We start from the raw sequence: 13,269 nt of genomic DNA on the forward strand, positions 1-13,269 counted from the left end.
TCGGACGTAGCGACTTTCGGTGGAGCCTAGTCGAGTGCTGCCAATCCCCGCTGCCCGGATGCTTGTCAAGGGCGGTGGGGGGAGTGGGATGGCGATGGGTGTTAGGAGAGGGCAGGGAATTTGATCTCTGGCGTGCTGGATTGCCGGAGCACTGGAGCGGCAGAGTGCCGGAGCGCAGGCATAGCTCGGCTGCGGTGTGAAAGTAGGAAACCTCTGCAAATCGCAGCACAATCTGCCGTCAGATGCGGTGTACAGAAGCCAAGACAGTGCAATCTGCGTCAAACCGACGCCAACGCGATACATTCGTGCGATAATCAAAAGTTCCGCGAATCGAAACGTCTCCGATGCCAAATGAAGGGCATCCGCGCAGGATTCATAAACGGTTTTAAATCAATGTGTTAGCAATGTTATGGCTCTGATCGTACACAAATACGGCGGCACGTCGATGGGCTCGGTGGAGCGCATCAAGAATGTCGCCAAGCGCGTGGCCAAGTGGCATAAAGCCGGTCACAAGATGGTGGTGGTGCCGTCGGCAATGTCCGGCGAAACCAATCGTCTGCTGGGCCTGGCCAAAGAGATTTCGCCGAACCCGGATCCGCGCGAACTCGACGCGATTGCCGCCACCGGTGAGCAAGTGAGCGTCGGCCTGCTGGCGATGGCGCTCAAAGAGGCGGGTGTCGACGCCGTGAGCTACGCCGGCTGGCAAGTACCGATCAAGACCGACAGCGCTTTCACCAAGGCCCGCATTTCGGAAATCGACGACAAGCGCGTCATGGCCGATCTCGATGCTGGCCGCGTGGTCGTCATCACCGGATTTCAGGGCATCGATCCGAACGGCAACGTGACCACGCTCGGTCGCGGCGGCTCGGACACGTCGGCGGTGGCGGTGGCAGCTGCGCTGAAGGCCGACGAGTGCCTGATCTATACCGACGTCGATGGCGTGTACACGACTGACCCGCGTGTGGTCGACGAAGCCCGCCGCCTCGACAAGGTCACCTTCGAAGAGATGCTGGAAATGGCCAGCCTCGGCTCCAAGGTGTTGCAGATCCGTTCGGTGGAATTCGCCGGCAAGTACCAGGTCAAGACTCGCGTGCTGTCGAGCCTGACCGACCCGATGATCGCGCTCGACGAAGAAGCGCGCTCGGGCACGCTGATTACTTTTGAGGAAGACGAACAAATGGAAAAGGCCATCATCTCGGGTATCGCGTTCCAGCGTGACGAGGCCAAGATCACCGTGCGCGGCGTGCCGGATCGTCCGGGCATCGCTTACCAGATCCTCGGCCCGATTGCCGACGCGAACATCGACGTCGACATGATCATCCAGAACCTGAGCGTCGATGGGAAGACCGACTTCACGTTCACCGTGCCGCGTGGCGACTATCAGCGTGCCATGGCGCTGCTGCAAAACGACGTGCAGGGCCATATCGGCGCTGCCGAAGTGCTCGGCGATCCGAAGGTTTCGAAGGTGTCGATCGTTGGCGTGGGCATGCGCTCGCACGTCGGTATCGCCAGCAAGGCGTTCCGTACGCTGTCGGAAGAGGGCATCAACATTCAGTTGATCTCCACGTCCGAAATCAAGATCTCCGTGCTGATCGACGAGAAGTACATGGAGCTCGCCGTGCGCGCGCTGCACAAGGCATTCGAACTGGATCAGGCGTAAGCCATCGCGGCGTTCGAACGTCGCCAGTGTGGTTGGGCGACGAGCCGCATGCGAGCTTCATGCATGCGGCGCGCAGCGGAAAATTCGTGCAGTGATGCGGGAAATTTCCTCTGAACGTGTCGAAGGCATGACACGTACGCAAAAAAAAGTTGGATTTCGATGCGGATAATGTTTGACGGCATCGAGAACAGTAGGTAGTATCACGGCTTCGTTGCATCACCTCCCTGGTGCGACGACAAGTTTGGGAGACGTGGCCGAGAGGTCGAAGGCACTCCCCTGCTAAGGGAGCATCTGGGCCAAAACCTGGATCGAGGGTTCGAATCCCTCCGTCTCCGCCAAAAGCGGTGACAAAGCCCCGCGAGTTCGAGGACTCGCGGGGCTTTTCTTTTTTAGCTATCTCAGGCGGTCTTTTGCCGCATTCGTTTCCAGCCGCAGCAGGATGCGGTAAAGTAGCACCCCCGTCATCTTTCCGTCGAACTTCGAGCGAGGACAACCATGTCGACCATCACTACCGATTCCGGCCTGCAATACGACGACCTGCAAGTGGGCGATGGCGCCGAAGCCAAGGCCGGTCAGACCGTCACTGTGCACTACACCGGCTGGCTCACCGACGGCACGAAGTTCGATTCCAGCAAGGACCGCAACGACCCGTTCGCCTTCGTGCTCGGCGGCGGCATGGTCATTCGTGGCTGGGACGAAGGCGTCCAGGGCATGAAGGTCGGCGGTAAGCGCAAGCTCATTATTCCGGCCGAACTTGGCTACGGTGCACGCGGTGCAGGCGGCGTGATTCCGCCGAACGCCACCCTGGTCTTCGAGGTCGATCTGTTGGAAGTCTGAAGCATCGAACGCCGCACATCGCGGCACGAAGCGACAGACACCCCCGGTGCCTCGCAGGCACCGGGGGTGTTGTTTTTTATGTGTGCCGATGTCACGAGCCTTGGCGACACAAAGGAGTTCTTACGAGGTGTCTCACTCAGCATCCCCCGTTTCACGATTCTGGTTTCCCTTCTCGCTGGTGCTCTTCGAGTTCGCGGTCTACATCTCGAACGACATGATCATGCCCGGCATGCCGCTCGTCACACGCGAGTTCGGCGCCACCGCCGAAGCGACCACGCTCGCGCTCACCGCCGCCATGCTCGGCAATGCCAGCCTGCAATGGCTGCTGGGCCCGCTCGCCGACCGGTTCGGCCGCCGTCGCGTGCTGCTCTCGGGGCTTGCGATGTTCATCGTTGCGTGCCTGGCCGTGCACTACGTGCAAACGATGCCGCAGTTCATCCTCTTGCGCTTTCTGCAGGGCATGGGCTGCTGCTTCGTGCTCACCGTCGGTTATCCCACCGTGCATGAAGCTTTCGAAGAGAAGACGGCGGTACGCGTAATGGCGCTCATGGCGAACGTCTCGCTGCTCTCGCCGTTGTTCGGGCCGCTCGCCGGCGCTGCCGTGGTGTCGTTCTGGCCGTGGCGCAGCATCTTCTGGCTCATTGCCATCGTGGCCGTGGTGTCGTTCATCGGCCTGTATCGGACGATGCCGGAACTCTCGCGCCATGATCGCAATGCGCTGAACGCCACGCAATTGTGGCAGGGCTACAAACTCCCGCTCTCGAGCGCGCGCTTCTGGCGAGGCGCCGTACTCACGGGGTTGGCCGTCACGCCGCTGCTCACGTGGATTGCGCTTGGCCCGGTGTTTCTGATCGAGCGTGCCGGTCTGTCGCAGATGCAGTACGCCATGCTGCAAGTGCCGGTCTTCGCGGCGTTGATTCTCGGGAACGTGGTGCTCGCGCGCCAGGTCGGGCGCTGGTCGAATGGTCGCTTGCTGGCCACAGGGGTGGCCGCCATGTTGATCGGCGCGGCCGTCTCGCTCGTCGGCACGGCCATTCTGGCGCCCGGCTATCCGGCGTTGCTGATCGGTACGACGCTGCACGCCTTCGGCATGGGCCTGAGCTACGGCGTGGTCTATCGCCAGTCGCTGTTTGCCGTCGACAGCCCCAACCGCGCGACAGTCGCGGGCATGCTCAGCATGATCACCATCGTCGTGGCCGTGGCGGTGATCGAAGCCATGAAGTTCGCGTATCTGCACTTCGGCGATGCGGCACTTGGTATCGGCGCCATGCTCGCGGCAGCGCTCGTGGCCGTGCTCGCTGCGAACTTCGTGCCGCCGCCGCAGGACGTGCTCGCACAATCCGGTCGCCGCACATCGGCCGCTCCGCGCGAATGACGTGACCTGTCGGTTGGCCGGCATGGCCTGACATGAAAGAACGCCAGCGAACGTCATTCGCTGGCGTTTTTTCATGCGCGACGCATTTATCCGTGGGCGCGTTCGTCTTCCACCGTTTCGGCGCGTTTCGCCGGATCGGCCATCGTCGCGCTCGCGTGAGCCGACGACGTCGGCGCCGATGGACTCGCCGTTGCGGCTGGCGTCGCGTAGTAATCCCGCTCCCATTTTTCGTGATTCGCCTTGGCCTGCTGCAGCTCCGGCGTGAGCGGCGCGAACGAAAGCAACAATTTGTTGAGCCACGAGACGGGGGCCTTGCAAGGGCGTTCGAAATCGACGAACAACACGACGCGCGTCTCATCTGTGTCGTTGTGCACCTGGTGCTCGTAAGCGTCGTCGAAAATCACGGCGCGGTTGGCCTGCCAGACATAACGCTGACCGTCCACCTCGATCCAGCACTTCTCGCGTTCGCGCGGCACCTTCAGGGCGAGATGCAGCCGCAGCACGCCGTTGTACGGGCCGCGATGTGGCGGAATCTTCTTGCCGGGAGACAGAATCGAGAAGAAGGCCGTGCGCAGGCCGGGAATGTCATCCAGCGCCTTTGCCGTCGCAGGGCAGCGGGCAAGGTTTCGCTCCGCGCGCATGCCGTAGCCCAGGAATACGAAAGTCTGCCACTGATGATCTTGCGTGATGGTCGCAACGTCGGGCGAAATCTCGTGGAACGCCGGCAGACGGCCGGGGTTGGCGAGGACCGCTTCGAGTTCCTTCGCGATCGCCGGACCCTGCGCCTCGATCGCTTCGACCCATGGGAACTGCGCGTTGTCGAAGATGGGCTTGTCGCCTACCAGTGAGTGGCGGGCAATACTGCGTTGCGCCGCTTCCACACACTGAAAGAAAAATTTGGCGAGCCAGCGGGGCAGGGTACGGTTAGGGTTCTGCACAGGCGATCGTGTAGCACTCAACGTCGGCCTCCAGGGTGGGGATGGGGGAACCGGGCCGGCGGGTATGTGTCTTTCAGTGCGGTGAACGCCGGGCTTTTGGGTACAATTGTCGCGCGGTCCGGCCGCGCCGCCAAGTCTCATGCGGGAAATGTGCGTGAGACGCGGGTTACGAGATGTTTCGCACGGATCGAAGGGGTGGGGCTGGATGCGTCCGAGCCCCGACAGGCTGGCGCTCGCCGACCATCACAGGAGACGCATGAACGCGCGCAAGACACGGCAGCACCCACACACGACCCGGGGCTCGCTCCGCCATTTCATCGTCGCTGTGCTTGCCGCGGGCCTGCTCGCCGCGCCCGTCGCCCAGGCCAAGTACGCTATCGCCCAGTACGGCGAGCCGAAGTATCCCCAGGGGTTCACGCACTTCGACTACGTCAACCCAGATGCGCCACGTGGCGGCACGCTAACGCTCGCGAACCCCGATCGCCGCACCAGCTTCGACAAATTCAATCCGTTCACGTTGCGCGGCACGTCCGCGCCGGGCGTCTCGGGCCTCATGTTCGAGACGTTGGGCATCGGCAGCGCCGACGAACCCGCCACGGTGTACGGTCTGCTCTCCGACGATATCGCCGTGGCGCCGGACGGCACCTCCGTCACGTTTCACATCAACCCGGCAGCGCGCTTCAATAACGGCGACCCGGTCACGGCGCAGGACGTCAAATACTCGTTCGATACGCTGATGAGTCCACAGTCGGCGCCCGGCTTCAAGGTGATGCTCGCCGATGTGAAGGGGGTGACGGTGATCGACCCGCGCCGGGTGCGCTTCGATTTTCGTCGCGTGAGTCCCGATCTGCCGCTGCTCGTATCGTCGGTGCCGGTGTTCTCGCCGAAGTGGAGTGCGGGGCCGGACGGCAAGCGCAAAGCCTTCGATGCGCTGACGTTCGAGCCGCCCGTTGCGAGCGGCCCGTACCTGATCGAGTCATACGACGGCGGACGGCGCATCACCTTCCGGCGCGATCCGGAGTACTGGGGCAACAACCTGCCGGTGCGGCGCGGCACGTACAACTTCGAGCGCATCGTCTACAAGCTCTATTCCGACGACATCGTGCGGCTCGAAGGATTCAAGGCGGGTGAGTTCGATGTCATTACCGAATACCGCGCGCGCAGCTGGGTGCGAAGCTACGTCGGCAAGCGTTTCAAGGATGGCGAACTGATCAAGCGCGAATTCGCGCATCACAATGCCGCGGGCATGCAGGGCTTCATCCTGAATACGCGGCGCGATCTGTTCCGCGACGTGCGCGTGCGTCGCGCGCTGGACCTCGCGCTGGACTATCAATGGCTCAATCGCCAGTTGTTCTACAACCAGTATCAGCGCATTTACAGCTACTTCACCAACAGTGACCTGGCCGCACGCGGCATGCCGAGCGAGGCGGAACTCAAGCTGCTGGAGCCGCTTCGCAAGACGCTCGATCCGGCGGTGTTCGGGCCGATGGTGGTGCAGCCCACGACGACCCCGCCCGCGAGTCTGCGCGACAACCTGCGTGAAGCGCGCGAGCTGCTGGCACAAGCCGGGTGGACCTATCGTGACGGCGCACTGCGCAACGCCAAAGGCGAGCCGTTCGTCTTCGAATTCCTCGACGATGGCGGCGCCATGGGCCCGGTCGCATCGGCCTACGCGCGCAATCTCGCCAAACTCGGCATCACGCTCAATTTCCGTACGAGCGATTTCGCCCTGTATCAGAAGCGTCTCGAGACGTTCGACTTCGACATGATCTCGCTGCGCTATCCCGACTCGCAGATTCCCGGCACCGAACTGCTCGATCGTTTCGGCAGTCAGTCCGCCAACGTGGACGGCTCGGATAACGTCATCGGTCTGAAAGACCCCGCCGTCGACGCGCTCCTCGGGGCGCTGGTGCGCGCGCACACCTACGAGGACCTGATCGCCGCCGCCCGCGCGCTCGATCGGGTGCTGATGCACGGCTACTACATCGTGCCGCACTGGTTCTCGTCGACGCATCGCATGGCGTTCAAGCGCGAACTTCGTTACCCGCAAACGTTGCCGAAGTACTTCACCGCCGAAGGCTGGCTGGTGTCGATGTGGTGGGATTCGCGCTCAGGGGCCGGGCAAAAGGCCCCGGCAGCTTCGACTGGAGTCGACCGTTAATCATGTGGTCCTACATTCTCAAGCGATTGCTGATCATGATTCCGACGTTGCTCGGTGTGATCACGCTGACCTTTGCGGTCATTCAGTTCGTACCCGGCGGCCCGGTCGAGCAGGTGATGCTCGAACTCAAGGGGCGTGGCGGCGGCGGTGAAGCGAGCGGCGGCGGTGGCGGCAGCGACTATCGCGGACGTCGCGGCATCGATGCGCAGCAACTCGCGCAGATCAAGGCGCTCTATGGCTTCGACAAAACGCCGATGGAACGTTACTGGCTGATGCTCAAACGCTTCGTTCGCTTCGATCTCGGGCAAAGCTATTTCCATCATCAGAGCGTCTGGTCGCTGATCGTCTCCAAGCTGCCGGTGTCGATTTCCCTCGGGCTCTGGACATTTTTCCTCACCTATCTGATATCGGTGCCGTTGGGCATCGCCAAGGCGGTGCGCAACGGATCGCGCTTCGACACGCTCACGAGTCTGGTCGTGCTCATTGGCTACGCAATCCCGGGCTTCGTGCTTGGCGTTTTGCTGCTGGTGCTGTTCGGCGGTGGCACGTTCTGGCAGTTGTTCCCGCTGCGCGAGCTCGTCTCGGACAACTGGAGCGAGCTGTCGTGGCCCGCAAAGATTACCGACTACCTGTGGCACATCACGTTGCCCGTGACGGCGTCGGTCGTGGGCAGTTTTGCGGTCATCACCATGCTCACGAAGAATGCGTTTCTCGACGAAATCCGTCGGCAGTACGTGCTCACGGCGCGTGCCAAAGGACTTTCCGAGCGCAAGGTGCTGTTCAAGCATGTGTTCCGCAACGCGCTCATTCCGCTCATCACGGGCTTCCCGGCAGCATTCATCGGCGCGTTTTTCGCCGGCAGTCTGCTCATCGAAACGCTGTTCTCGCTCGACGGGCTGGGCCGTCTGTCGTATGAATCGGTGCAGCGTCGCGACTATCCGGTCGTGCTCGGCTCGCTGTATCTGTTCACGCTCATCGGGCTGGTGACCAAGCTCATCTCCGACCTTTGCTACGTGCTGGTCGACCCGCGTATTCAATTCGATCGAGTGGAGCACTGACGTGACCCGATCCGCCACGCCATCCCCACACACGTCGTCGTATACCGCCGCAGCGCGTTCGCCGCGCTGGCGCGTATGGCGGCGCTTTCGCAGTCATCGACTGGGCTACTGGAGTCTGGTCGCATTCGTCGTGCTGTTCGGCATCAGCCTTTTTGCCGAGGTCATCGCCAACGACAAGCCCTGGGTCGTGCGCTATGAGGGGCAATGGTATTTCCCGCTCGTGAAGACGTATCCGGAGTCGACCTTTGGCGGCGACTTCCCGACACCCACGGATTACCTCGATCCGTTCATCGAAGACCGTATCCGTTCGGGCGAGAACTTTGCGATCTACCCGCCGGTGCGCTACAGCTACGCGACCATCAATTACTTCGCGAAGGTGCCGAATCCGGCGCCGCCGTCGTCGGAAAACTGGCTGGGCACGGACGATCGCGGGCGCGACGTGTTCGCACGCCTGCTCTATGGCTTCCGGTTGTCCGTGATCTTTGCGCTGGCGTTGACGGTATCCGGCACGCTGCTTGGCATGCTCGCCGGCGCGGTACAGGGATTTTATGGCGGACGCGTGGACCTTACGCTGCAACGCCTCATCGAGATCTGGGGATCGTTGCCTGAGTTGTATCTGCTGATCATTTTCGCGTCGATCTTCGAGCCGCATCTATGGCTGCTGTTCGTGCTCCTGTCGCTGTTCGGGTGGATCGGCCTGTCCGATTACGTCCGCGCCGAGTTCCTGCGCAATCGTCAGCTCGACTACGTGCGTGCCGCGCGCGCGATGGGGCTGTCGAACTGGCAGATCATCCGACGGCATGTGCTGCCCAACAGCATGACGCCGGTCATCACATTCCTGCCGTTTCGCATGAGCGGGGCGATTCTGGCGCTCACGAGTCTCGACTTCCTCGGGCTCGGGGTGCCGCCGCCCACGCCGAGTCTCGGCGAGTTGCTCAATCAGGGCAAGGCGAATCTGGATGCGTGGTGGATTTCCCTGGCGACGTTCGTCGTGCTGGTGCTCACGCTGTTGTTGCTGACCTTCATGGGAGACGCCTTGCGCAACGCACTCGATACGCGTGTGGCCGACAAGCAGGCTGCGGCCGGGGGGGCGATGTGAACGCGCCGCTGCTCAGTATCGAAAATCTCAGCGTGAACTTCGGTGATACCGAAGCCGTGAAGAACGTGAGTTTCGCCATCGAACGGGGCGAGCGGGTGGCGCTTGTCGGCGAATCCGGCTCCGGCAAGAGCGTGACGGCGCTGGCGATTCTGCGCTTGTTGCAGGACGCGGATATCCGGGGGCGGATCCTGCTCGACGGCACGGACCTGGCGTCGGTCAGCGAGCGCGAGATGCGCGGGCTGCGTGGCAACGATGTCGCCATGATCTTTCAGGAGCCGATGACCGCGCTCAATCCGCTCTATCCGATTGGCGAGCAGATTGCCGAGGCGCTGGCGCTGCATGAAGGGCTATCCGCGAAGGACGCCAAAGTGCGGGCCATCGAACTGCTGCGTCGCACAGGCATTCCGGAGCCGGAGCGCCGTGTCTCGCACTTTCCGCATGAGTTGTCGGGCGGTCAGCGTCAGCGGGCCATGATCGCGATGGCGCTCGCTTGCCGCCCTAAGCTGCTGCTCGCAGACGAGCCGACGACGGCGCTCGACGTCACCATTCGCGCACAGATCATCGAACTGCTGCTGGAATTGCAACGCGACGCCGCCGAGAAGCGCGGCATGGCGGTGCTTCTCATCACGCACGACCTGAATCTGGTGCGCAAGTTTGCGCAGCGCGTCGCCGTCATGGAGAAGGGCGTGCTGGTCGAGTGCGCCGACACCGAGACGCTTTTCACGAATCCGCAGCATCCCTACACGCGCAAGCTGATCGACAGTCGCCCCGTGCGCGAAATTCATCCGGTGCTCCCGATCGCGCCGGTGCTGCTCGAAGGTCGCGGTGTGACCGTGGACTACGCCACGGCGCAACCTGGTATTCGCGGCTGGTTTCAGCGGGGGCGGTTCCGTGCCGTGCATCCGGTCGATTTGTCGCTGCGACAAGGCGAGACGCTGGGCGTGGTGGGGGAGTCGGGTTCGGGCAAGACGACGCTCGCGATGGCCATGCTCGGACTTCAGCACACCAGCGCCGGACAGATCGAGTTTCAGGGCGAGCCGTTGGCGTCCTACCGTGGCGCGGCACAGCGTACGTTGCGCTCGCGCATGCAGATCGTATTTCAGGATCCGTTCGGTTCCCTGTCGCCGCGCATGACCATCGAGGAAATCGTAGGCGAGGGGCTGGCGCTGCATCGTCCGCAATTGAGCGAAGGCGAACGGCGCACACGCGTGGCGGAAGTATTGCGTGAAGTGGGGATCGATGCGCGAGCCATGTCACGCTACCCGCACGAATTCTCGGGCGGTCAACGGCAACGGATTGCGATTGCACGCGCGCTCGTGGTCGATCCTCAGATTCTGGTACTGGACGAGCCGACCAGCGCGCTCGACGTCTCGATCCAGCAGCAAGTGCTCCATCTGCTCGCGCAATTGCAGATCAAGTACAACTTGAGCTACCTGTTCATCAGCCACGATCTGGCGGTCATGCGGGCGATGGCGCATCGGGTTCTGGTGTTCAAGGATGGCCATCTCGTGGAGCAGGGCGATACGGAATCGGTATTTTTTGATCCGCAAAACGACTACACGCGGGAGCTGGTCGCGGCGGCCATGCTGTAGGGGCGTGACATTGCCATGAAACGTCACACAACGTCGCGGAACATCGGCCAAATCGCAAAGGCTTGATTGTTAATGAAAATTTTCTGATTGTGCTGATTGTTTTTTTCTATTACCTTTTGACATCATGTGACGTTCACATTACTATCGCGTACCAATTAAGTTGATTATTCAACGAGTTAACTGACCCGCGTATCGGTCGGTTCCTAGATCAAGTTCGGCGGTGGGTCTGCCGGGCGTGACTCGAAGGTCTTCAACACAGCAGCATCCTGTTGCAACTGACGAGCTACTCATCGGCCATCCGACTCAACCAACCCGGCGACCAATGCAGACGACGAAACCTCCGCGCACCCGCAAGACCCTCCTTCTCGCGATCACTGCCGCCGGCCTCGTCACCGCCTCGTTGACGGCGAAGGCTGACGACTACAACAACGGTCCGACCGCTGCTGCGCGTGCCGCCGCCGCGGCCAATCAGGCCAGCAATGCTTCCCAGAACACCGCAAACGTTGCCACCGTGGCAGACACCGCGTCGCCGGTCGTCGAAGAGTCGCGGGTGCAACGTGCGCAAAAGCTGCTCTCGAACGTGACCGACAAGGCGTCGGATGTCGTGCTCGGCGCGCTGAACTACATTGGCGTTCGTTACAAGTACGGCGGCAATACACCGGATAGCGGTCTGGATTGCAGCGGTTTCGTGCGCTATGTGTTCCAGGACACGCTCAATTTCATGCTCCCGCGCCGTTCGGAAGAAATGAGCCAGGTGGGTGAGCGTATCGCCAAGACCGATCTGAAGCCGGGCGATCTGGTGTTCTTCAACACCATGCGTCGCAGCTTCTCGCACGTCGGTATCTATATTGGCGGTGACAAGTTTGTGCATGCGCCGGCCACCGGCGGCAAGATTCGCGTGGAAGATCTGCGCGAGTCGTACTGGTCGGCTCGTTACAATGGCGCACGCCGCGTCGAGACGCTCAAGGCCAGCGCCGAACTCACGCGCGTCGAGCAGCTCTTCAAGAACGATCACCCGATGTAAGGGGCCGGTGCCCGCAACGCTCGCGGGTGCAACCGTGCCATGAAAAATGCCGCCCTTGGGGCGGCATTTTTGTTGGTGCGTCGGAATGGCTGCGATGTTTCGTTCAGCGCGCGGCCTGCGCTGCGCCACGCGCGGCGTCCGTCTGGGCCTCGGCCAGTTTGCGCTGGATGTCCGGCCACGCTTTTGCGACCGCTTCCTCGCCAGCCAGAATTGCCCGGTTGCGACCCTGGAAGTCCGAGGCGGCCATTTTTGCCAGCGACGGGCGAATCACCACGTCCGCATTTTTCTCCAGTTCGTACTGCTTGATCGACTGGCCCATGATCGTGAACGTCTGCATCAGGATGTCGAACTGACCCTGTGTCGCCTGTGCGGTCGGGTTGGCCGAGATGTCGACGGCAATCACGAAATCTGCCCCCATCTGCCGGGCATACTCCGCCGGCACGGGGGCGACGAGGCCGCCGTCCACGTAATCGCGATTCCCAATGTGGACGGGTTCGAACACGCCTGGCACGCTGCTCGACGCACGCACGGCCTGCCCGGTATTGCCGCGACGGAACAGGATGGGCGCGCCGCTTTGCAGGTCGGTGGCCACAATGCCCAATTGACGCGGCATCTGCTCGATGGTGCGGTCCTTGAGCACCTTGTTGACGTATGACTGGAGCGCTTCGCCGCGCAGCATGCCGCGCGAGCGGAAAGGCATCGTCCAGTCGCTGATCGACGCCTCGTCCATCGTCGACGCGAGGCGGTTGAGCTGAAAACCGTTCAGGCCGGAGGCGTACATGGCGCCCACGACACTGCCCGCGCTGGTGCCGACAACGATGTCTGCATGAATGCCGCGCGCTTCAAGCGCCTTGATCACGCCAACGTGCGCGAATCCGCGTGCGGCGCCGCCGCCCAGTGCGAGGCCGATCTTCAGCGGGCGGACGACCCTTGGGGGTGTTATCGGTGCGGCAGGTACGGCTGGCGTTTGCGTGACCAGCGGCGGGGTCGTCGATGAAGTGACCGGTGCATTGCCCGAGTCCATGGGTGGCGCGCTTGCACATCCGGCGAGCACGGCCACAGCGGAGATCGTTGTCACCGAGGTGAGCGATGGAATGAGGCTGCGGGAGCGACGAGGGCTGTCGGACTTGCGGGGTGTCGTCGCCATGCGCCGACCGATCGGGTCGACGGACGACGTGGCCGATGACGTGGCGCACGACGGGGCGGATGGCGCGATGGACGGAGCGAGCGGCAGGGCGGCGGCGGGCACGGCGGGGGCATCGGCGGCCGTCGTAGCGACAGCGCGACGCAGAATTCGAATCAGCGACAACAAGGGGAAACTCCGGCAGGGCAGGACAGACGCATGCGGTATCCCGGGATCCCTGGAAATGGAACGGGCAGGCGCGTGCGTCGACGCGCAATTTTACGGCGATTGGAGCGTGGCGGGCACCCTTGAGTTCACTTTTCGAGGGTGTCATCAGTGTGCGGCAACTTGTCATGGAACCTTTCATGACGTGTCTCGTCTTATCAGCCGCAACGCGAGCGC

At 62.3% G+C, this 13,269-nt stretch carries 10 protein-coding genes and 1 tRNA gene; 9 read left to right on the plus strand and 2 right to left on the minus strand.

The genetic code is table 11. The features are described from left to right. The first annotated feature begins 409 nt into the window (after nucleotides 1–409). The 4 genes from UC34_RS09560 to UC34_RS09575 all read left to right on the plus strand — a co-directional run bounded on the left by UC34_RS09560 (nucleotide 410) and on the right by UC34_RS09575 (nucleotide 3,872). Nucleotides 410–1,660 (plus strand): aspartate kinase, encoded by a 1,251-nt coding sequence (locus tag UC34_RS09560; RefSeq protein WP_044455357.1) that lies wholly within the window; start codon nucleotides 410–412, stop codon nucleotides 1,658–1,660. A gap of 244 nt (nucleotides 1,661–1,904) precedes the next feature. Beyond that, a tRNA-Ser gene (locus UC34_RS09565) sits at nucleotides 1,905–1,998 on the plus strand. 157 nt (nucleotides 1,999–2,155) lie between these two features. Further along, nucleotides 2,156–2,497: an FKBP-type peptidyl-prolyl cis-trans isomerase gene (locus UC34_RS09570; RefSeq protein WP_044455358.1), complete on the plus strand. Its 342-nt coding sequence runs from the start codon at nucleotides 2,156–2,158 to the stop codon at nucleotides 2,495–2,497. Between the two features lie 127 nt (nucleotides 2,498–2,624). Then, nucleotides 2,625–3,872, plus strand: a complete 1,248-nt coding sequence (locus UC34_RS09575) for an MFS transporter (protein ID WP_167370651.1) — start codon at nucleotides 2,625–2,627, stop codon at nucleotides 3,870–3,872. A gap of 86 nt (nucleotides 3,873–3,958) precedes the next feature. Here UC34_RS09575 and UC34_RS09580 read toward each other — a convergent pair whose 3' ends face one another. Then, nucleotides 3,959–4,810 (minus strand): aspartyl/asparaginyl beta-hydroxylase domain-containing protein, encoded by an 852-nt coding sequence (locus tag UC34_RS09580; protein ID WP_052810967.1) that lies wholly within the window; start codon nucleotides 4,808–4,810, stop codon nucleotides 3,959–3,961. A gap of 256 nt (nucleotides 4,811–5,066) precedes the next feature. Here UC34_RS09580 and UC34_RS09585 point away from each other — a divergent pair, with 256 nt between their 5' ends. The 5 genes from UC34_RS09585 to UC34_RS09605 all read left to right on the plus strand — a co-directional run bounded on the left by UC34_RS09585 (nucleotide 5,067) and on the right by UC34_RS09605 (nucleotide 11,744). Continuing rightward, a complete protein-coding gene (locus UC34_RS09585; RefSeq protein ID WP_044455359.1) occupies nucleotides 5,067–6,971 on the plus strand; it encodes an extracellular solute-binding protein in 1,905 nt (634 codons plus the stop codon). A 2-nt stretch (nucleotides 6,972–6,973) separates the two neighbouring features. Further along, nucleotides 6,974–8,029, plus strand: a complete 1,056-nt coding sequence (locus tag UC34_RS09590) for a microcin C ABC transporter permease YejB (RefSeq protein WP_044455360.1) — start codon at nucleotides 6,974–6,976, stop codon at nucleotides 8,027–8,029. Between the two features lies 1 nt (nucleotide 8,030). Continuing rightward, nucleotides 8,031–9,128, plus strand: coding sequence for an ABC transporter permease (locus UC34_RS09595; protein WP_044455361.1), 1,098 nt, complete (start codon nucleotides 8,031–8,033; stop codon nucleotides 9,126–9,128). Further along, on the plus strand, nucleotides 9,125–10,720 hold the full coding sequence (locus UC34_RS09600; protein WP_044455362.1) for an ABC transporter ATP-binding protein: 1,596 nt from the start codon (nucleotides 9,125–9,127) through the stop codon (nucleotides 10,718–10,720). The genes UC34_RS09595 and UC34_RS09600 overlap by 4 nt, the downstream gene beginning before the upstream one ends. 322 nt (nucleotides 10,721–11,042) lie before the next feature. After that, complete coding sequence (locus UC34_RS09605; protein WP_072617459.1) at nucleotides 11,043–11,744, plus strand: C40 family peptidase; 702 nt, start codon at nucleotides 11,043–11,045, stop codon at nucleotides 11,742–11,744. Nucleotides 11,745–11,847: 103 nt separating this feature from the next. Here the strand turns inward: UC34_RS09605 and UC34_RS09610 are convergent, their stop codons facing one another. Beyond that, nucleotides 11,848–12,891: a patatin-like phospholipase family protein gene (locus UC34_RS09610; protein ID WP_072617563.1), complete on the minus strand. Its 1,044-nt coding sequence runs from the start codon at nucleotides 12,889–12,891 to the stop codon at nucleotides 11,848–11,850. Between the last annotated feature and the right edge of the window lie 378 nt (nucleotides 12,892–13,269).

Source organism: Pandoraea vervacti (assembly GCF_000934605.2).
GTDB classification, from domain to species: Bacteria; Pseudomonadota; Gammaproteobacteria; order Burkholderiales; family Burkholderiaceae; genus Pandoraea; species Pandoraea vervacti.